This window comes from Streptomyces sp. NPDC051776 (assembly GCF_040681345.1).
Taxonomy (GTDB): domain Bacteria; phylum Actinomycetota; class Actinomycetes; order Streptomycetales; family Streptomycetaceae; genus Streptomyces.
The window spans coordinates 162235-182394 of record NZ_JBFAYQ010000001.1 but is presented as its reverse complement, the minus strand read 5'-3'; the positions used below and the strand labels follow the sequence as shown (position 1 = coordinate 182394).

Genomic DNA, 20160 nt, shown 5'->3' with positions numbered 1-20160 from the left:
GAGGGTGGTAGGTGATGGACATACCGGTGACGAGACCCCACGAGGGCCCGGACGACCCGTTCGCCGTGCACCGCGCGGCCTCGGCGGTGCTGGACGCCCGCGGGACGATCGTCGGCTGGAGCCCGCAGGCGGAGGAGCTGCTCGGCTACCCGGCCGAGGAGGCTCTGGGCCGCTCGGCACGCGACTTCCTGGTCGACCCGCAGGACGAGGACGACGTCGGGGACGCGGTGACCGCCTGCGTGGAATCGGAAGGCTGCTACTTCGGGGTCGTGCCCGTCCGGCGCCGTGACGGCGGGCGAGTGCACCTGGGCTGCCGGGTCCGCGCGATGGCACGGCCGAACGGGCCCGAGTGGTTCATCGTCGGCGCCCCCGCCCGGGACGTGATGCGCTGGGAGACGGACCGCTCGGTCCTGGACGGGATGTTCCGTCGGTGCCCCATCGGCCTCGCGGTGCACGACCCGGAGCTCAGATTCCTGCGGGTGAACCGGGCGATCGCCGGCTTCGGCGAGATTCCGCCCGAGGCCTTCCAGGGGCTGCGCATCGGCGACTTCCTCATGGAGCCGGAGACGGAACGCGTGGAGACCCAGCTGCGGCGGGTGCTCGTGACCGGCGAACCCACGATCTTCATCGAGCAGCGCGGCCGGCTGCAGAGCGACCCCGGCCAGGAGCGGGTGGTGTCGATCTCCGCCTTCCGGATGGAGGACCCCGCCGGGCGCATCCTCGGCGTCACCGAAACCGTCGAGGACGTCACCGACCGCTACCGCGCGCGTCAGCGCCTCGCCCTGGTGAACGAGGCCGGCGCCCGCATCGGGACCACCCTGGACGTGGCGAAGACCGCCCGCGAACTGGCCGAGGTCGCGGTCCCCGAACTGGCGGACTGCGTCTCGGTCGACCTGCTGGAGCCGGTTGCCCGGGGCGAGGAGACCTCCAAGGGGACCACCGGGGCCCTCCACCGGGCCGCCGTCCACACCGTCTCGCCGGAGGCGCTGGACCTGATGTACCCGGTGGGTCACGTGACGCGCTTCCCGCCGGACGCCCCGCAGGCGCTGTGCATGGCCGAACAGCACCCCGTACTGGAACCGGTCCTGGAGGTCTCGCCCGGCTGGTCGTCCCTCGACCCCGACAAGGTCGAACGCGTCCGCGAGCTGGGCGTCCACTCGCTCATCTCGGTTCCGCTGATGGCGCGCGGACTCGTCCTGGGGGTGGTGAGCCTGTGGCGCTGGCGGCGGCCCGAACCGTTCGAGGAGGACGACCTCACTCTGGCCGAGGAACTCGCCGCCCGCGCCGCCGTCTGCATCGACAACGCCCGCCGCTACACCCAGCAGCACGAGGCGGCGCTCGCCCTGCAGCGCAGCCTGCTGCCCCGCGAGGTCCCCCGGCACCCGGCCGTCGACATCGCTCACCGCTATCTGCCGGCCGACGCCACGGCGGGCGTGGGCGGCGACTGGTACGACGTCATACCGCTCTCGGGCCTGCGCATCGCCCTCGTCGTCGGCGACGTGGTCGGCCACGGTATCCACGCCGCCGCCACCATGGGCCGGCTGCGCACCGCCGTCCACACCCTGGCCTACCTGGACCTGCCCCCGGACGAGGTGCTCTCCCACCTCGACGATCTCGTCGACCGCCTGGCCGCGGAGCAGGAGCCGACCCCGGAGACGGCACCGCAGGTGGTCGGCGCGACGTGTCTGTACGCGGTGTACGACCCGGTCTCCCGGCGCTGCTCCTTCGCGCGGGCCGGTCACCCGCCGCCCGCCGTCGCGTCACCCGACGGAGCGGTGCTGATGCCGGAGTCGCCCGTGGGCCCACCGCTGGGGCTGGGCAATCTGCCGTTCGAGAGTGCCGAGTTGGAGCTGGCCGAGGGCAGTGTGCTCGCCCTCTACACCGACGGCCTGATCCGGGCCCAGCACCGCGACCTCGACGAAGGGCTGACCCGTCTGCGCAGCGCGCTGACCGACGTCTCCCGACCGCTGGAGGCCGTCTGTGCCGCGGTCGAGGACGCGCTGCCGCCCGACCGTTCCCACGACGACGCGGCGCTCCTCCTCGCCCGCACCCGCGGACTGGCGGCGCACCAGGTGGCCACCTGGCAGCTCCCTGCGGAACCGACCGCGGCAGCCCGTGCCCGTACGCTCGCCGCGGCCCAGCTCACCGAGTGGGGACTTGAGGAGATCGCCTTCACCACCGAACTGATCGTCAGCGAACTGGTCACCAACGCCTACCGCTACGGCGGCGGTCCCCTCGTCCTTCGCCTCATCCGCGACAGCCACCTCATCTGCGAGGTCTCCGACACCAGCAGCACCTCCCCGCGCTTGCGCCGCGCGCGCACGACGGACGAGGGCGGACGGGGCCTGTTCCTGGTCGCCCAGCTCACCGAACGGTGGGGGACGCGCTACGTACGCGAGGGCAAGACGATCTGGACCGAACAACTCCTGGTCTCGGCGCCGGAGGTGGGGGGTCTGGGCGAGGCGCTGCTGTCGGCGGAGTGGTGAGCGGCGCTACGGGGGCGGACGGTGAACGGCGCGTGCGAGGGGCGGACACGGAAGGCGCCCGCGAGGGGGACGGTAGACGGCGCCTGCGGGGCGGACACGAACGGCGCGTGCGAGGGCGGACGCGAAAGCAGGCCGGGACCGCCCAACTGCCCTGCTCCGCACGGGGGTTCACTGTACGGCCCGGGTCGTCACCGTACGTCGGCAGCCGCGGGACCCCCGGCCGCCTCCGCAACAACACATCGCGGTTGCGGACGGAGAGCCTGGACAGCGCACCGGCGAGCTCCCGGCGCACCCCGTGAGCACTGACCCGAGCGGCCACCCGGTCGGCGATACCGTCGTGCTGCGGCACGTCATCGACCGGGAGCTTGGCGAGAGCCTTGAAGCGCCTCGCCTCCGCCCGGCGATGGCGGCCGACGAGGTTGGTCGCGATGCCGAACAGCCAGGGGCGGGCGTCGGCCCGCTCGGAGTTGTACTGGTGCCGCCGCTGGAACGCGATGGCGAAGGTTTCGGCCATCAGGTCGTCGGCGACGTCCGTGCCGAGCCGGCGTGCCGTGTAGCAGTGCACCGACGCGGCGTGGCGGTCGAAGAGAACGGCGAATGCCTCGGGCTCATCCCAGGACCGCTCGATCACCGAGGCGTCACTGTGCTGCTGCCCCACCCTGACGCCTGGTTCGACGGTCATCGGGGCTCCTTTCGTCCGAATGTCTCGAAGACTTGGGCTTTCGCCTGTTCTTCGCCCTTCGGTGGAACCGGGTTCCATCCGGCGTCGGGACCGCTAGGCAGGGGGCCTTCCGGAGGAACGTGGAGGCAGTCTGCGCTACGGACCTGAGCAGCGAAAAAGGGCCGGTCCGGCGGAATACTCCGCCGGACCAACCCGTGGCCGGAGGGGCGCCCGGCCGCGCGCGAGAGCGCGGTCTCGGCCCGTGGCCGGAGGGGCGCCCGGCCGCGCGCGAGAGCGCGGTCTCAGCGCATGAGCGGGGCCGCGGACGGCCCGTGTGCGCGAGCCCCGGACGCCCGTGTGCACGGACACGGGACAGCCGTGCCCGGACCCAGGACGGCCGTCTGCGCGGATCAAGGACGGCCATGTGCGCGGACCAGCGCAGCCCACCCCCGTACCGGCGAGGGTGATGCGAAGACGCCGGGCGCTCGGACGCCGACCCGCCGTGGTCGGACCGCGAGGACCGCGGTACGGACAGGCACGCCGCCCTCCGCCCCGGACCGGAATCGCGCGGCCGCAGGCCCGAACCGGTAACGCCACCCTCCGCCGGTCCGGATCACGCGACCGCTCGCCCGGAGCGGTCACTCGGCCGCCGGCCCGGACCGGGTCACGCGGCCGGCGGCCGTTCCGGTGCTCCGGGGCTGCCTCCCTCACCGCCGCCTGTTTCCGCCTGACTCTCCCGGCCCTCCTGGCCCTGTCGGCCGCTGAAGACCGGCAGCGCCCGCACCACCTCGGCCGGGAGGGCCAGGCCCTGCTCGCTGGACGGGTCGACCGTCAGCCACAGGTCGTCCGCCGGCCAGTTCGCAGCCAGGTCGGCAATCGGCAGACGGACGACAGCAGCGGGGTCTCCCCCGGCCGCCACGAGTGCCTCCTCGGTGGTGAAGGCGGGGATGTAGCGCGTGCCGTCCTGCTCGATCACCGGCAGGGCGATGGCCCCCTCGGGGACGGCCTCGCCCTCGGGAGACGGTGCCTGCGGCAGAAGCGCCGTGCTGTTCGCGAGATCGACCAGGGCGGCCCGCGTCTCCGCGGCCTCCTTCGCGGCCTGGACCTCCGCTTCCTCCGCGGACCGGGTTTCCTCGGTGGAAGGCGCCTGGTCGGCGGTGGGCGGGTGATCATCGGGAGTCGAGGTGCTCACGGTGCTGGCTCCTCTCGCCGGGCGTCGTTTCCGGCCACCCGCCGATACGGACGGCCGGGCTTGCCGCCGTAGCCGCCGGCTGTTGCCCGGAGACACCGAACCGGTGCAAACACGGCAATACCACCAAGGCTAAGGCGCCCTCCCCCCTGCACGGCCACCTGTGCAGCAGGGAATCGGCCGGTGGATCACGGAATCGACCCGCAGCGAAGGGCGGACAGTGCATCTCGCGGAACAGGACCGGACCGGCCTCCCCCGGCCAGGACCGGACCGGACCTCCCCCGGCCAGGACCGGACCAGACCTCCCCCGGCCAGGACCGGACCAGACCTCCCCCGGCCAGGACCGGACCGGACCTCCCCCGGCCGGGACCGGGCATCTCGCGGCCAGACGGACGGGCGCGGCGCGCGGTACGGCGCGTCGGAGGACCGGCCGCCCGTCGCGAGCAGACGATCAGGGAGATGTCGTCCCAACACAGGAAGGATCGATCGTGGCCACCACGCGCAACGCGCACACCGAGTGGGAAGGCGATCTGCTGAAGGGCATCGGGGAGGCCACGCTCGACTCCTCGGGAGCCGGCCGCTTCCCCGTGACCTGGGCTTCTCGCGCCGAGGAACCCCAGGGCAGGACCAGCCCGGAGGAACTGATCGCCGCCGCCCACTCGAGCTGTTTCTCGATGGCCCTGGCGAACACGCTCACCCAGGCCGGGACCCCGCCGACCACGATCACGACGAACGCCGCGGTCACCTTCCAGCCGGGCACCGGCATCACCGGTATCCACCTCACCGTGGAGGGCCGGGTACCGGGCGCCGACGAATCCGCCTTCCGGGCGGCAGCCGAGGACGCGAAGACCAACTGCCCGGTGAGCCAAGCACTTACGGGCACGACGATCAGTCTCACCGCAGCGCTGGCCTGACGCGAGGGCCTCAGCGGAAGACCCCTGGCCGATCATGGTCGGGGGTCTCTGCATGCCCGGCGGCCACGGCGCGGGACACATGGAACCCGTACGGACCGAAGCGCGCTTCATTTGCGCAACGCCGCGACATTGCCGGAACCTTGACCTGGTTGCTCTTGTCTCCTCAGGCGCTCCGACGCGACTCTCCGTCAGTCCTGGTCGAAGGCAGGCCCAGTGAGCCCCCGCATGGCGGCACGAAGATTACGCAAGGAGATGTCGTACGGGGTGTGGAGCGCCTGCCACTCGACGGACTCGTCACCTACGACGACGCTGGTTGATGCGATCGCGACTCGCAGGGCTCGCAGGAGGTCGTAGGCCTCACGGCCGGCCTCATAAAGGCCGGCCGGTGCCACCAGAAACAGTTCGTATCTGGCGGCAATCACGCCAGTCGAGCGGAAAGCCGACACCACATCGCTCCTCGCGATCGGCGTGGGGCGACTCAACGCAGGTTGCCGTACTTCGATGCCGTACCGCACACGGCTACTGGTCCCGCGCGGCGAACCAATCGGCCAGCGCGTCAGTGCAGCCGTGATACCACTCCTCAGGTGCTGAGTAGAAGCCCGTGGGCGCTTTCCCTCCAGCCATGATCCGCTGCACGATCACATGGCAGTTCTCGAGCAGTGTGTCCTGCACTGTCCCTGGTCCGAAGCCCGGAACCTTCAGTGTGATCCGGTTATGGGCCAGGACGGTCTTGGTGATCGAGTAACCGCGGTCGTGGACGCTGGGTGACCCCTTCCCGCCGGACGCTCCCGACTGACCGTTCGTGGCCCCGCTCCACAGAGCCCAACCCGAACTCAGGACGGCCAGGGAGACGACAAGCCACGTGAGCCCCTGGAGGAAGGCGGGGAGAAGGCAGAACCGCCGATAGATGCGAGAGGCGACATGCACACGTTCGAGGCTAGCGTGTCCCCAAGCCCGGGCAGCGAGGATCGAACTCGTGCTGTCAGCATGGGATTCACCGGCTATCGGGATGTTTGACAGGACCTGGTCGCGTCCTCTTGCCGACCACACTCCAGGCAGCTGCCTGGAATGCCTCGACGTGGTCCGAGAGCTTCCCTGCTACTTGACCGGTGAGCCATCGCCGCGCGAAGTCGTGCAGCGGCCCAAGGAGCAGCGACGGGAAGTACTCCGGCTTGACGGGCTGGAGTTCGCCCGCATCGACCCACGTGTGCCACATGTTCTGCACAACACTCGTCCACTCTTGGGCAACCTCGGCCATGACCGGTGTGACGTCGGCATCCGGTACGGCGGTCCGCAGATAGATGAAGCGTGCCCATTCCGGATTGCTCTCGACCCAGTCGAAGAGGGAGGCAACGATCCCGTCGACGGCCGCCTTGGCGTTGGGTGCAGACTCCAGAGCCGTCTTCAACGCGGCGAGGTTGTCCCGCATGCCGGCCGCCACGAGCGCGGCGACGACGCCCTGCTTGCTGCCGAAATGGTGGTAGATGCTGCCCACGCTGGCACCGGAACGCGAGCAGATGTCCTGGATGGTTGCCGCCTCGACGCCCCTCTCTACGAAGCACTGCAGTGCCGCCGCGAGGACCTCACCGCGGCGTCCCGCGTCAGGTGAATTACCGCTTGCCATGGCTAGAACTATATTCTACGGTGGTGACTAGAATACGGTTCTAGTAGGAGGTCTCATGTCGTCCCTGTTCCGCGCGATGCCTTGTGGAGACGCCACGACCCCACCCGATCCCGTGGACCTCGCCGGCGTTGAAGCCGGCACTGCACTGCCGAACGCCGACCGGACCGAGCTCGACACCGGGCACGGCCGGCCACCGAAGACCCGGACGGCTTCCCCGAAGCCGGCCCGCCCCCTTCTTCCCTGTATGAGGGAGAACGCCGATGCCGCATGAGATCCGAATCGTCAATACGGTTCAGATCCGGCGCACTCCGGCCGAGGTTTTCGCCTACGCAGCGGCTGCCCGGAGCTGGCCGGAGTGGCATCCCACCGCGACCTCGGTGAGTGGCGAGGTGGACCGACCGGTCGAAGCCGGGGACGAGGTCATTGAGCAGGACCGCTTCGCGATGCTCAAGGGCAGCATTCACTGGCGCGTCCGGCACGCAACTCCGGCCCTCAGCTGGACAATCGACGGCGTCGTGCACGGCGTACCCCTCTCCGAGGGGACCACGACATCGGTCGAGTACGTCCTGTCTGCCCAGGCCGACGGAACCAGGCTCGACCGCACGATGACTTACAACGTCCCCGGCAGGGCCCTCCGCGTCCTTGACGCGCTCTACTTCAGGCGCCACAACGCCCGACAGTCCGAGCGCGCGGTTCGCCGTATGAAGAAGATTCTGGAGTCGTAAGCATCGCGGCCCCGTCCGTCATCTCCCGGAACCGGCCGGAGAAAGGTGCGTACTGGAGTGGGCGACTCGCATTGGATTGTCCCGAGCCCCCTGGTGGCCGGGTAGGGCGGGGATTCTCTGGCGGCGCGAGCCGTCGATGTGGATGGTCGTGCCGCCGTCTATTTGGTTGATTCGACGATGCGCCCCTTCTCGACGCCGGCTCCGGCCCGGACACGGCAACCGGATGCGGCGCGTTCGCGACCCGCCAGCGGGCCTTGGCGGATGTGACCAGTTTGAATACCACCGCCAACGCGGTAGTGCGGGAGCCGGTCCCGCGGGTGACCTAAGGCCGACGTCAGCGTGGCGGAAGGCGTGACCAGTTGAGGAACGCAGCCACCGTGCCGGGGTGGCATACCCGCTCAGTACTGGGTCATGGACGGTTGAAGGACCGGTGGTTCAGGCCGGATTCGCGAATGTGTCCTGGGGCGACAACCTGGTTGGGGAGGCTGTCCCGTCGCTCGACACAGCGGGCCTTGCAACGGTTCACCGTCACCGGGCGCCACCCCGGCGACGTCCTTTCGCTGGCGTCCTTCACCGGACCACAAAAGATTCGGGCGCGAAGGCAACGTCAGCCAGAACGTACGCGAACTCGCCAACTCCCCGAGATCAACCATCTGTTCAGAGGAGAGATCCATGGCAGACCCGACAAGCAGAGATGTGCCAGGTTCCACAAAACAGGATGACGAACAATAGGAGGCGATTCACCATGGGCACTCGACCCTTGATACGCGGAGCCGCTTGGTGCGGCCTGGTGTACGTCGTGCTCTTCGGGTTCGGCTGGCTAACATTCGCACAGTTCTTTCCACCGATCGCTCCGACTGCTACCGCTGCCGAGGTAGCACGAGCGTTCCAAGAGCGCAGAGCTCCGCTGATGCTGGCAAGCGTCTTCATGATGGTCTCAACGTTCACGTTGTTCCCGGCCTCGGCGCTGCTGCTGATGATCGTGCGCAAGATTGAAGGATCGGTTGGGATCGTGACCCTCATGATGGGTTTCACCCTGACCACCTACCAGGTGCTCAATTTCTACACCGGGCTCTCTTTCGCAATGGCGTCTTTCCGTTCGGACCGCGACCCTGGGCTGATCCAGTACGCCAGCGACTACGGATTCCTCCAATTTCTGGGAGGAATTCCGATGTTCTTGATGGTGTGGCTCCTCAGCGCGTACGCCTTCTTGGTCATGAACCCGCGTGAAAACCCGATGGTTCCACGCTGGTTCGGCTACGTGAACCTGTGGATCGGAATCCTCTACCTTCCCGAACTGCTCGTTTTCTTCTTCAAGTCCGGTCCTTTCGCCTGGGACGGCGTGGTTGGTTTCTGGATCCCGGCCATCCTATTCATCGCCTACTTCTTTATTACCCCCTTCATTCTGGTCCCCTTCGCGAAGAAGCATTTCTCATGAGTGGCGCGGCCCCGACCTCACCCGGTACCGAGCCCGCCCAGAATCCCGCCTCCTCAGGCAGAAAACGGGAAATCCTTGACAGGAAACCGCGCACGCCCCACGTACCTGGCGAGCCGGAGTTGTGGATCTTCATCCTTGGCGACTTGGCCATCTTCGGTGTGTTCTTCACTCTCTGGAGTTGGAACCACGCGCACCAGCCTGAACTCTTCACCTGGGGCCGCGGGAAAGTAAGTTTGACCCTCGGGCTGATCAACACCGTCGTGCTGCTGACCAGTTCCGCCGCTGTAGCGGTGGGACTGATCTTGGCACGGGCCAGAGGGCCCCGGGAGGCGTCGCAGTACCTCAAAGTCGCCGCTGTCCTCGGCGGTTTCTTCGTGGCAGTGAAATCCGTCGAGTACACCAAGCACATCGCGGGGCCGCCCCACAGCCTGGGCAACGACTTCTTCATGTATTACTTCGTCTTCACCGGGATCCATCTGATCCATGTCCTCGTCGGGATCATCGGATTGACATGGGCTTTCCGCCGGTGTCGGCGTCCCCAGCGCGGGCGTTCCGAGATTCCGTTCCTCGAAGGGGTCGCGGTGTACTGGCACATGGTCGACCTGCTGTGGATCGTCCTCTTCCTTCTCATCTACCTGATCTGACCCCTCTTAGGTGCGAACATGACTCAAAGTTCAGCAAGCCTGCGCACCAACGTCCTCGCCGCCGCCGTGGTGTGGATATTGCTCGTTGGATCAGCTCTGATCTCCGGGCTGGAGACCACCCCATCCATGTCGGTTGCGCTCACCACGGGCATCGTGTGTCTTGCCGCGCTGAAGGTGGTGCTGGTGATTTCCGTCTTCATGGAAGTGCACCGTTCTCCGTTGTGGCTCAAGGCTCTGTGCGGCGTGTGGACCGCTGTGGTCTTCAGCGTCATCTTCTTGCTGAACGTAAATTAGTTGGCAACTCAGGCAGTCTTTGGGGGTTTTCGCGTGATCCGGCTGCACATCCGCACGGCTGCGCGACATTCCTCACCACGGCCGGAGTGGCTCCGCGCGTGGTGATGTGGGCACCCTCCGGTGAGCCGGTCGGACCGTCCGTGCCGCCGCCGTGCCGAGTCGCCGAGTGCCGCTGCCGTCATTGCCGTCGTTCTGGTGACCAGCACCGTCGCTGCTGTAGTCGGCAGTGCGCTCCAGCACCACTCGGGCGGAGTCCCCGCCGGCATGTTCCCGACGGGACACACGAAGTGACGGGCCAAGCTATGACCTGCGAGCCGGCGGCGTCCATAGTCCGACGGAGATTTCCCGAGGCATCAGTTGGCTATATTGCGAGAGCGCGGAACTGCACGAGAATTGGGTTCTCGAACCCGAATATTCTCCCCGCCACCGCCACAGTTCCTCCGTCCTCTGGGCAGATGTCATGTATCTCAATTCTGGCAGCCGCAGACCTTGGCTTACCGGTGACCGGGTTCAGTTCGCAAACCGACACCCATACTGATGTCGCGGAGCTGATGACGCTCGGACCCCAATTGAGGCGCCTCTTGAAGTTGCCGGGGCCCAGCTCGACATTGAAGTGCTCGACGAACATCGGTACTTCCAGCGGTGTGTCGGCGGAGTCGGGCTCCACTGGGTGGACGAGCTCGACCGCCGGCTCGTCCACCCCCGTACCGTACGAAGAGGCCGTCCGGGTCGCCTTCGGGCCGCCGTCCGGGGTCGACTTATGAGTAGTCATCGATTCCCTCCTGCATTCCTTGCATCCGTGTCGAGCCCTCGCTCCGGGGCCGATGGGTTGCGTCAACAGTTCTGAGGTCGATGCATTCGGAAAGGTGGACGCACAGCGGTGTGAGCCCGGGAATAGCGCCATTTTGATCTTGACTCCAGCTTACTCCCGGCATTGGGAGGGCGCAGGGCGAAAACGTCGGATAGGCAGAGCCAGGCGCTGACCGTGAGCGGGGAGGGTGTGACTCAGCGGGCGGCGGAACGGCTTTGGCCGGAGCTGCTTTGGCGCGAGTGATCACGGCTCCGTAAGCTTCCGGCGCATCGGGCAGTCTGTGGATCTGCCCGCTATGGCACGACATTGGGGCCATGATCTTCGAGGCTCGCGTCGAAGTGGCTTCCTGAGAAGTCATCTCATTTTGATTGGTTCGATCAGGCTGCCGGGAGTTCGATCCGAGCCTGATCCGGCTGCTGTCGTCCACTGCTGCGAGGGCCGGACAGAGACGCTGGTGTACATCCCCGGCGTCGTCGATGTCACCAGTGGATGTCCGAAGCAAGCCGGCAGCACCCTGGTGGCATGCCTCGGTGTTCGGCAACCGCAAGCTGACATCGCCAGGCCCCCACGCCTGCTGAAGCTCGGCGGATGGGGATCGGCTTCCGGTCTCGGCTGAACGGCGATGAACCAAGCTGAAGGAGACGGAAAGTCAGACGGACGCGCTTGTCGTTGTCACTGAAGCCTTCCACGGGCCGCATTCGGCTGTTTGGCCAACGAAGCGAGATGCCGTGCCGGGCGTCGACGAGCGTCAAAGGTCTTCGGCCTGTGATCATGGAGCGTTCTTTGAAAGTGATCGACGAAGGGCTCCAAGTCGCGAGGGCCGATGATTCGCCATCGTGGGGCGCTCGTGGAAAGGGAAGCAGGTGATGTGGTGGACTGGTTGACATCGCTGCCGGCGGTGGTGCTGGTTGTGAGCGGTCTTTTGCTTGCATTGCTGGTCGCGGCCGGAGCGCGCATCGGCGTCCGGGCGCTCGTACCGGTCGAGGAACGGGACCGGGTGCCGCATATCGCCACGCCTCTGATGCCGACACTCGGTGCTGCCTTCGCGATCTTTGCGGCACTCTCACTGGCCAGCGAGGCCGGCTACCTGCGCACAGCAGAGGAGTTGGTGAGCGAGGAGGCTGCCGCGGCCTCCCGCCTGGCGTGGGCGGCGACAAGTCCGCGAGTCCAGTCGGAGCCGATTCACGCGGCACTGCTGGACTACCTGCAGACCACGCTTACCAAGGAATGGGAGGGCGCAGCCGCGGCGACCGGTGACGACCCGGCCACCAGTCACGCGATCGCTCAGCTGGAGCGGAGCGTCCGCGCCGAGGCGGCCAGGCCCGAGGTGGGAACCCCGGCAGGCTCGGAGTTGCTGGTCGCCCTGGACGGTGTCACCAATAGTCGTCGCGCACGCGTCGCGGCCGCCTCGCGCGACGTTCCGTCGCTCTACGTCGTCACGCTTGTGGTCAGCGGACTGGCCTTGATCGTGAACTCCGGCGCGCTGGTCTTCCGCAGCAGCCTGCGAACGTCACTGCTCATCGTAGGTATTGCGAGTGTGGTCGGCCTGAGCCTGGCGTTGCTCTTCGCACTCAGCGCGCCATGGAGTGGACCGTTCATCGTCAGTGGGCATCCACTCAACGCCGTCATCGGGGATCTGAAGTCCGGCTTCTTCGAGGGCAGGCCGTAGCGGCGAGCAGGCCCACCGTGGCGACGTCGGGGACGATGACGCCGCCCGCGACCGAACCCGACTCGGGCCCCCGGACCATGATCGGTCGGGGCCTGGCCCGGCCCGGCAGTATTCGAACCTGCGCACACGGCTCCGGAGGCCTTTGTTCTGTCTCGGGTCCTCGCAGGTCATGCGCTTGCTGCGCCCTGCCGAGGAAGTGGCTGTCCATAACTGGTCCATGTCCGAGCCGGGACCCGGGGACCCCTCGGGAGGAGGACCCCACGCGCTCGTAGTGGCACGCATGTGGCACGGAGCCGGAAACGGTGAAGGGCCAGCCTGGGAGGAAGACCCGCCTGAGCCGACCCTTCTGTCTGTGCCCCCGGCAGGATTCAAACCTGCCAAACCCGCTCCAAAGGAGTTCGATCCGGCGTGCGGCCCGGCCCCCGCCCGGCGGACTGCCTAGCGTTGCCGACTCCGCAGAAGGACGCCTGAGCCCGGCCCTGTACGACCTCGTAGGTGTCAGACGTGGATGTCAACCGGACTGCTGCCTGACCTCAACGATCACGACCTCCGGTGCACAGCGCACGCCTATCGCATGCATCGACGAGCTGGAACGATCGCGGGCGCTATCGTGGCCACGTGGATGAAAACCGAGCGCTTCGAGTCGTCGACGCGTTGCGGCAGCGCGGCATAAGCGCTCACCTGGCGCGCGAGGATGTCTACCAGATCGGCGTGCGCGTGGTCCTGGGCGACGGCCGCGAGGCCGTCTGGGACACCGATGACACCGCTGGCCTCGAAGCGCAGGTCATGCGGGACGGGATCCTGGTCGGCTTCGTGCCGTCCATCGAGGGCTCCGAGAGCTTCGACCTCAACCAGACCGTCGACGCGATCGCCCGGGTCGACTACGACCAGCCGATCGCCCGCGAGAGGCCCACCGCTCCACCACCGTCCGCACCGCTGACGCCGGAGGGCGGCGTCTTCCGCCGCTTCCTTGGTGGCTTCCGCGAGCGCTAAGTGCCATATATGTGCAGTAGACCGTCGCAATGGTGGTCAGAGTCTGTGAATCTGTGGGCTTACGCCAGCGCAAGTTCGAACCTTGCACCCGCCACCCTTTCGGGAACATGCCCCTGACCAGCACATCTGGTCAGGGGGCAATTCCATTCCGCTGACACCGCTGTGCAAAGCAGGTCGGCAGATCAGGCCGCCGTGGCGCTCGCACGCTTGGCGCGGACATCTTCGGCTGTCAGTGCATGGCCGCCGATGGCCCACTCGCCACTGGGTGTCTCGGTAATCACGACGTGCGTGGAAGGCCGCAGTCCTTCGCCTTCAATGGCGATGATTGCCTCCGAGACGTTCTCGACCATCCGTCGCTTCTCTTCGGGTGTGAATGCTCCGGCGATCACCTGGATGTCGATGAACGGCATGACTCGCTCCTCTCCCCTGTGGCATTGGGGTACCGGGTCCTACCGGTTCCCACATTAGCCCCATTCGCACAAGAAGGTGTAGATAAAGTCCGGTGGCCCTTGATTGGTCCGCCGATTCCTGTAACGGGCGGTGACCTAGGGTCAATCGGCCCATACAACCCTCCCCAACTCCCATCCCGTCCGCCGTCGACCCACACACCGTGGAGCGGGCGCGGTCCATGGCGTCCAGGTGGGGCGCGCCACTGTACGAACGGCCTGGACGCCATGGGCATGGGAGCTCCCCGCAGACACCACGACGGGCCCGCGGTCGTCGGGACGCCCCTCCATCCCGGTGCCGGCCGACCCCCCGGAGGCATTGCCCACCGCCTCAACCACGAAGCCTCCGCCAAGATGGCGTTCGGCGGCATCTTCCCCCTACGCCGTGCCGGCCACGGTGCAGATCCCCGAGGACCGACCCGCCACCGCCATCTCCGGTGATTCCAGCGGTGGTTGGGGTCGTACGGCCCCGTGCCCACCCGTTCCGCCAGGCTCTCGGAGTGGCTGCCCCACTGGCTGGACAATGTGATCATGCCTCGGCGCAAGCTCACCGCGGCGGGGTCGGGAGCCGAAGGCGGAGCGCGTACGACAAGTACGAGGCTCACGTCCGGCTGTACCTGGTTCCCATGATCGGCTCGAAACGGCTTGAGGCGCTGGGCGCTGCCGCGGTGCGCCGCTTCCTCGTCCAGCTGGATACCAAGTCGACCCCGGCCACCGACAAGAAACCGCATCGCGTCCTGCGGACAGCTCTCACCGCTGCTTGCCGCGAGGAGCTGGTGACCCGGAACGTGGCGAGCCTCGTCGAGCCGCCTCGGGCCAATCACGGGAGCTGAGCCCCTGGACGGTGGAAGAGGCGCTGGGCCTCCTCGCTGGACGAGGGGTACGTCTTCGCCACTCGCACCGGCCGCCCCGTCGAGCCGCGGAACGTCTACCGGTCCTTCACCCGCGTCGCCGAGACCGCCGGAATTCGCGTGATCCGGCTGCACGACGCCCGGCACGGCTGCGCGACACTCCTCACCTTGGCCGGGGTGGCTCCGCGCGTGGTGATGGAGATCCTCGGGCACAACCAGATCAGCATCACCATGGACGTGTACACGCACGTCGTGCAGGACACCCAGCGGGAGGCGATCAGCCACATGGACCGGCTGCTCAAACGCCGCCCGTCGGCCGCCTGAGAGGCGACTGCCGTCAAAGGTGCCGTCAAAGGTGCCGTCAAACGGCCCGGACCATGATCGGTCCGGGCCGTTTCCGCTGGTGCCCCCGGCAGGATTCGAACCTGCGACACCCGCTTTAGGAGTTCGATCCGAGCTCGCTGCGCTGGCTGTCGTCGACTGGTGCGACGGCCGGACATAGACGCTGGTGTACGCCTCCGTCCGGCGTCGTTGATGTCAGCCTTGGATGTCAGAGAACTTCTGATTCGTAGCTCTCCGAGCGCGGAACGGGCAACCGTCGGCTGCCGCTCAGGACTCGCGCCTGTTCGCCTCGCAGCGCTTGAAGAGGTAGTAGCCCACGGTTTCTCCCTTGATCGCGACGTTCTGACCAGATGACATGAACTTGTCGCGGCTCTGCTGGCCCTGCTCTACGAACACGAATGAGCCGTTCACCAGCTCCCACCCCTCTCGACACACGGCGTTGAGGACGACTACGGCATCCGCCGTTCGCTGCGTGGTCGTGCTACCAACCATCGCAACGATGATCGCTTGCTGGCTCATAATGTCGATTGAGCACTGATACACGAGGTCCCCCCGCTCAAAGCACTGGCGCGCTTGACCCACTGGTGTGGCCAGGAACGCCTGTCTCTCACGTTCAAGTCGCTCGGCCTGCTGCTTCTCTTCCGCCTCCTGCCGCTTGCGCTCCTTCTCCGCGGTTGCCTGGGCCTGTTGCTCTGGGCTCTTCTTCGACATGAATGCCATGCGGCTCCCCCTTCAGGTGTGACGGCCGTCACGCTATCTGGGGAGGTGCTCAATGGGGGGCCAGTTCCGACAACTGGACGCCAACGTGCGCGTTGTTCTTGAGGAGTCCCATGGGCTCGCGGACCAATGCCCCAACACGCTTTCCAACTGTGTTGGTGGGGTGGGGTGTGTGCAGGGGTGTTCACCTGGGTTCATGGGCGGCTGGCGACTGGGATGCATCGGCCTCCTGGTCCCCTCTGAACTGACGTGAACCTGCCTGAATGAGACGGAAACTGAGACGGCTGGGCCTGCGCCACAACGGCTGTGGAGAGCACTCAAGGCCTCCAAGTCGGCACGGTGGATAGCGAAGGTGCGTTCGGATAAGCGAAAGCGTCCGAGTACCTGACGCAGGAGGCCGGCGGGCGTGAGGATGTGGCCGTGTCCAGTGAACAGCTCGTCCGCTTCCAGATCTCGGACCTCGTCGCCAACGGCCTCGCGCCCGTCTCTCCGATGCCGACCCAACGAGGATCAGGCTTCACGACGCACCCCGTCGCCAGCACGGAGCAGGCGGTCAAGCAGCGCTCTTTCCGGAAACGACGTTCGAGGTAGCTAACCGACTCCGTGCTCACCTCCTCGACATGGCCCGGGACATCCGTGCAGGGCGGTACCGTTGCAGCGGTGTCACAGCTCAGAGTGTGCAACGCTGCGCCGATCAAGTCCGTTCTGGGACGTTCATCAGTAATGCGCGTCGCGGGCTACCAGGCACAGAAGGCATCGAAGACTACCTGGGCCTGCGCCGCGTCAAGGCACAAGTGTGAGAGAGCGTTCACCACTGCAGTACACCGCCCTACGGTGATGGCGTCTCATCGTCAAAGTACCCGAGCAGCTGACCGCAAGGAGTCCAACGGTCTCGCGGGATCACGCCGCGAGCCTCAGCATCGACGCAGACGCTCGGTGTGGGGAGATCTGACAGGTCGTCGTCTGTCGCGCTGTCGGGGATGCTGTCCGAGAGGTCCGGTTCCAGGGTGTGCGTCTCGGTCACAGTCACGGTCGGTGAGGGGCTCGCCTCGTCATCCAGATCGAACAGGAAGTTGATTCCACCCAGGAACATGACGATGGCGACAGCAGCGAGGAACAGCCACCAGATGGCCACGAGCAGGCTAGGTTCAGACGACGGCCGACGACTCATCACGACTCATCATGGCGCTCACCCGCCGCTCATGTGACGGATTTTGGCGACATCATGAAGCGATGTGGAAGCTGTCTTAACGCCTGTGCTCTGAGCTTGGGAATCACCGGCGTGAATCGGCTGGTTGCCCCCTGACTTGCGAAAAGTGTCGTGTTGCTGCAACGCGTGGTGATGCGACTAACCGTTGGTGACTGATATGCCTCGGTCGTTCTGGCATGGATCTGGCACGGCTGTCATGACCAACATTAGGAGTTCGCACACCGGCCCATACGAATGGCTTGCGTTCGGGCCCTGTGGGGCCGGAGTCCGACCGGGCTCGACGCGTCCATCGTCGTCGGCACCGTTGATGTCAATTGATGAAGTCGGGCTGTCCGACACCCCTCCCTCCCCTGGGAAGTCCTTGTTTCCTCGGGTTGAGGCGCCCGAGTCGCCCAGGCTGTCAGGGCCGGGCGCCGGCATCCTGGCGGTCATTGGGTAACCCGGGGGTGGTTGCGCTGTTGGAGTGGGAGATGAAGCGGGGCCATGACGGGCAGGGACCAGCCGGCGTTGAGGAAGGGAAAGGGCTTGGCTGGGTTCACGCGACGCGAGGAGGCTCCGATGCGAGGGCAGAGGATCGCAACGGCCACCATGGTGGTTCTGGCGGTGGGCGGATGGGCAGCACTGGGCTCCGGGACGGCATTCGCCGAAGTCGGTCCCGACGGGGCGAGGGTGAAAGCGCGGGCGACTGGTGGGTCTTCCACGGGCGGGGCTGTCTTCCAGCAGAACGTTGCGCAGTCCGCTCGGCAGAACAACAACTGCAACAACCCCAACATGCAGGACGAGGAGATCTCGCTCACCGATAGCCGGGCCACAGGCCGGTGTGTGACCAGCGACGGCTCTTTCACCGCCTTCTCTCGCATCCAGGCCGGTCGCGCGGAGGCCGAAGGCGGCTCATCGACCGCAAGTTTGGTTCAGCAGAACACCGCGCAGCGCGGCGGGCAGAACAACAACTGCAACAACCCCAACGAGACGGAAATCTCCCTGGAGGGCGGCCGGGCGGAGGACCGCTGCACAGACCAGGACTTCTCCTTCAGTAGACACACTCTGATCAGGAGCGGCGGGGCCCGAGCTGAAGGCGGCTCCGGCACAGTCGAAACCGTGAGCCAGCAGAACATCGCCCAGGAGGGGCGGCAGAACAACAACTGCAACAACCCCAACTTCACGGATAACATCGAGGTGACCGGGGGGCGGACGGAGAACCGGTGCCACAACCGGGATCACTCCTTCAGCAAGCACACCTTGATCAAGGGCGGCGGCGCCCGAGCGGAAGGCGGCTCCGGCACAGAGGCGTCCGTGAGCCAGCAGAGCATCGCGCAGGAGGGGCGGCAGAACAACGCCTGCAACAATCCAAACGACAACTCCGGAATCCCGGTGGCGGGGAGCCGGGTGGGTTGCGGGAACAAGGACGGCTCGTTCAGCAAGCACACCTTGATCAAGGGCGGCGGGGCTCGTACTGAAGGTGGCTCCAGCACAGTGGCCGGCGTGAGCCATATGGACATCGCGCAGGAGGGGCGCCAAAACAACGTCTGCGCCAACCCCAACCGCTCGGGCCTATTCGAGCTCTCCGAGTCGCGGACGCAGGACCGGTGTCACAACCGGGACCACTCGCTCAGCAAGCACACCTTGATCAAGGGCGGCGGGGCTCGTGCCGAAGGCGGCTCCAGCACCGGCGGCAACGTGCGACAGCAGAACATCGCGCAGGAGGGGCGGCAGAACAACAGCTGCGCCAACCTCGGCAACTCAGGCAACATCGAGGTGACCGGTGGGCGGACGGAGGATCGGTGCCTCAACCGGGACCTCTCGTTCAGCAAGCACACCCTGGTCAAGGGCGGCGGGGCTCGTGCCGAAGGCGGCTCCAGCACAGCCGACACCGTGAGCCAGCAGAACGTCGCGCAAGAAGGACGGCAGAACAACAACTGCGCCAACCCCAACGCCTCGGGCAGCATCAATGTGACCGGTGGGCGGACGGAGGATCGGTGCCTCAACCGGGACCTCTCGTTCAGCAAGCACACCCTGGTCAAGGGCGGCGGGGCTCGTGCCGAAGGCGGCTCCAGCACAGTCGACACAGTGCAACAGCAGAACCTTGCGCAAGAGGGGCGGCAGAACAACAACTGCGCCGACCCCAACTCCTCGGGCGACATCGAGGTGACCGGGGGCGGGCGGACGCAGGTCCAGTGCCTCAACCGGGACCACTCCTTCAGCAAGCACACCCTGATCAAGGGCGGCGGAGCCCGCGCCGAAGGCGGCTCCAGCACAGGTGGCGAGGTGGAGCAGCAGAACATCGCGCAAGAGGGACGGCAGAACAACAACTGCAACAACCTCAACGACACGGAATTCATCGTGACCGGGGGGCGTACGGTCGGCCGGTGCGGGAACCAAGACATCTCGTTCAACAAGCACGCCCTGGCCAAGGGTGGCGGGGCTCGTGCCGAAAGTGGATCCAGCACCGGCGGCAGCGTCTTCCAGCAGAACGTTGCCCAGGAGGGCCGGCAGAACACTAGCTGCAACAACCACAACAGCGGGGACTTCGGTCTGACCGGAACCCGGTACGAGGTGGGCTGTAAGACGGTGGACGGCTCCGCCAACGTCCACACTGCGGATATCGGTGGAGGAGCCAAGGCCGAGGGCGGTTCAGCTACGGCCGACCTGTTCCAGCAGAACATCGCGCAGGAGGGCAGGCAGAACAACAACTGCGGTAACACCAACAACCTCACCTTCACCGCCACCGACAGCCGCACACAGGCCCACTGCGTCGCTGTCGACCGTTCCACCAACATCGGCACGGTCAACCGGTGAGTCGGACCAGCCCGTACCCGAAGCCGCAACCCATGCGAACGCCGGTGAGCCCGTCGCTGAGGTCCTTTTGGCCGGTCAGCCGTGATGCCTCGCGTGTCTGCGCTGGCCTCTGATCAGTGTCGCTGGCCGTTGGCTCAGCCCGAGGTCGGCGGAGCGGCTTTGGCCGGTGGCCTGCCTGGTTTGGGGTCGAGCATGATCAGGGGGCCGTACGCTGACCGGCAACTCGGGCAGGCTTGTCCCCTGCCCGGAATGTGAACGAGTGGCCCCCTGGTCTTGCTCGACGCGGGACCCGGACCGGGGAGGTGGGTAAAGCCGTGGAGCCGACCGTCCCCACCCCCGGCCTGGTATTT

General features: G+C 66.7%; 17 protein-coding genes and 2 pseudogenes. 10 read left to right on the top strand and 9 right to left on the bottom strand.

What is annotated here, in order from left to right; genetic code table 11:
- Window positions 1-14 precede the first annotated feature (14 nt).
- Window positions 15-2486 carry a SpoIIE family protein phosphatase gene (locus AB0M26_RS00815; protein ID WP_365252318.1) on the top strand — a complete coding sequence of 824 codons (2472 nt, stop codon included), beginning with the start codon at window positions 15-17 and terminating at the stop codon, window positions 2484-2486.
- 229 nt (window positions 2487-2715) lie between these two features.
- On the opposite strand, the pseudogene AB0M26_RS00810 reads toward AB0M26_RS00815, so the two are convergent.
- Window positions 2716-3168: pseudogene (locus AB0M26_RS00810) on the bottom strand (sigma factor); the annotation flags it as partial.
- A 643-nt stretch (window positions 3169-3811) separates the two neighbouring features.
- On the bottom strand, window positions 3812-4339 hold the full coding sequence (locus AB0M26_RS00805; RefSeq protein WP_365252315.1) for an SseB family protein: 528 nt from the start codon (window positions 4337-4339) through the stop codon (window positions 3812-3814).
- 485 nt (window positions 4340-4824) lie between these two features.
- Here AB0M26_RS00805 and AB0M26_RS00800 point away from each other — a divergent pair, with 485 nt between their 5' ends.
- Window positions 4825-5250, top strand: a complete 426-nt coding sequence (locus tag AB0M26_RS00800) for an OsmC family peroxiredoxin (RefSeq protein ID WP_365252312.1) — start codon at window positions 4825-4827, stop codon at window positions 5248-5250.
- A 188-nt stretch (window positions 5251-5438) separates the two neighbouring features.
- Here AB0M26_RS00800 and AB0M26_RS00795 read toward each other — a convergent pair whose 3' ends face one another.
- The 3 genes from AB0M26_RS00795 to AB0M26_RS00785 all read right to left on the bottom strand — a co-directional run bounded on the left by AB0M26_RS00795 (window position 5439) and on the right by AB0M26_RS00785 (window position 6874).
- Window positions 5439-5765 carry a hypothetical protein gene (locus AB0M26_RS00795; protein WP_365252309.1) on the bottom strand — a complete coding sequence of 109 codons (327 nt, stop codon included), beginning with the start codon at window positions 5763-5765 and terminating at the stop codon, window positions 5439-5441.
- A 4-nt stretch (window positions 5766-5769) separates the two neighbouring features.
- The gene (locus AB0M26_RS00790; protein WP_365252306.1) at window positions 5770-6177 is read right to left on the bottom strand and encodes a hypothetical protein; all 408 of its coding nucleotides are present in this window, start codon (window positions 6175-6177) and stop codon (window positions 5770-5772) included.
- Between the two features lie 67 nt (window positions 6178-6244).
- Window positions 6245-6874 (bottom strand): TetR/AcrR family transcriptional regulator, encoded by a 630-nt coding sequence (locus AB0M26_RS00785; RefSeq protein WP_365252303.1) that lies wholly within the window; start codon window positions 6872-6874, stop codon window positions 6245-6247.
- Between the two features lie 260 nt (window positions 6875-7134).
- On the opposite strand from AB0M26_RS00785, the gene AB0M26_RS00780 reads away from it, so the two are divergent.
- The 4 genes from AB0M26_RS00780 (at window position 7135) to AB0M26_RS00765 (ending at window position 9975) form a co-directional block, all read left to right on the top strand.
- Window positions 7135-7599 (top strand): SRPBCC family protein, encoded by a 465-nt coding sequence (locus AB0M26_RS00780; RefSeq protein WP_365252300.1) that lies wholly within the window; start codon window positions 7135-7137, stop codon window positions 7597-7599.
- 745 nt (window positions 7600-8344) lie between these two features.
- On the top strand, window positions 8345-9037 hold the full coding sequence (locus tag AB0M26_RS00775; RefSeq protein WP_365252297.1) for a hypothetical protein: 693 nt from the start codon (window positions 8345-8347) through the stop codon (window positions 9035-9037).
- On the top strand, window positions 9034-9681 hold the full coding sequence (locus AB0M26_RS00770; protein WP_365252294.1) for a cytochrome c oxidase subunit 3: 648 nt from the start codon (window positions 9034-9036) through the stop codon (window positions 9679-9681). The genes AB0M26_RS00775 and AB0M26_RS00770 overlap by 4 nt, the downstream gene beginning before the upstream one ends.
- Window positions 9682-9699: 18 nt before the next feature.
- Window positions 9700-9975, top strand: a complete 276-nt coding sequence (locus AB0M26_RS00765; protein WP_365252291.1) for a cytochrome C oxidase subunit IV family protein — start codon at window positions 9700-9702, stop codon at window positions 9973-9975.
- 361 nt (window positions 9976-10336) lie between these two features.
- On the opposite strand, the gene AB0M26_RS00760 is transcribed toward AB0M26_RS00765, so the two are convergent.
- Window positions 10337-10747, bottom strand: coding sequence for a hypothetical protein (locus AB0M26_RS00760; RefSeq protein WP_365252288.1), 411 nt, complete (start codon window positions 10745-10747; stop codon window positions 10337-10339).
- 910 nt (window positions 10748-11657) lie between these two features.
- Here AB0M26_RS00760 and AB0M26_RS00755 point away from each other — a divergent pair.
- Both AB0M26_RS00755 and AB0M26_RS00750 read left to right on the top strand, forming a co-directional pair.
- Window positions 11658-12455 (top strand): hypothetical protein, encoded by a 798-nt coding sequence (locus AB0M26_RS00755; protein WP_365252285.1) that lies wholly within the window; start codon window positions 11658-11660, stop codon window positions 12453-12455.
- 618 nt (window positions 12456-13073) lie between these two features.
- The gene (locus AB0M26_RS00750; RefSeq protein ID WP_365252282.1) at window positions 13074-13448 is read left to right on the top strand and encodes a hypothetical protein; all 375 of its coding nucleotides are present in this window, start codon (window positions 13074-13076) and stop codon (window positions 13446-13448) included.
- Window positions 13449-13630: 182 nt separating this feature from the next.
- Here AB0M26_RS00750 and AB0M26_RS00745 read toward each other — a convergent pair whose 3' ends face one another.
- Window positions 13631-13858 (bottom strand): tautomerase family protein, encoded by a 228-nt coding sequence (locus AB0M26_RS00745; RefSeq protein ID WP_365252279.1) that lies wholly within the window; start codon window positions 13856-13858, stop codon window positions 13631-13633.
- A gap of 504 nt (window positions 13859-14362) precedes the next feature.
- On the opposite strand from AB0M26_RS00745, the pseudogene AB0M26_RS00740 reads away from it, so the two are divergent.
- A pseudogene (locus AB0M26_RS00740) lies at window positions 14363-15069 on the top strand (tyrosine-type recombinase/integrase); the annotation flags it as partial.
- Between the two features lie 285 nt (window positions 15070-15354).
- Here AB0M26_RS00740 and AB0M26_RS00735 read toward each other — a convergent pair.
- Both AB0M26_RS00735 and AB0M26_RS00730 read right to left on the bottom strand, forming a co-directional pair.
- Window positions 15355-15807 (bottom strand): hypothetical protein, encoded by a 453-nt coding sequence (locus AB0M26_RS00735; RefSeq protein WP_365252276.1) that lies wholly within the window; start codon window positions 15805-15807, stop codon window positions 15355-15357.
- Window positions 15808-16633: 826 nt separating this feature from the next.
- Entirely contained in the window at window positions 16634-16939 is a 306-nt protein-coding gene (locus AB0M26_RS00730) for a hypothetical protein (protein ID WP_365252273.1), read from the bottom strand.
- Between the two features lie 633 nt (window positions 16940-17572).
- On the opposite strand from AB0M26_RS00730, the gene AB0M26_RS00725 reads away from it, so the two are divergent.
- The gene (locus tag AB0M26_RS00725) at window positions 17573-19810 is read left to right on the top strand and encodes a hypothetical protein (protein ID WP_365252270.1); all 2238 of its coding nucleotides are present in this window, start codon (window positions 17573-17575) and stop codon (window positions 19808-19810) included.
- The last annotated feature ends 350 nt before the right edge of the window (window positions 19811-20160 follow it).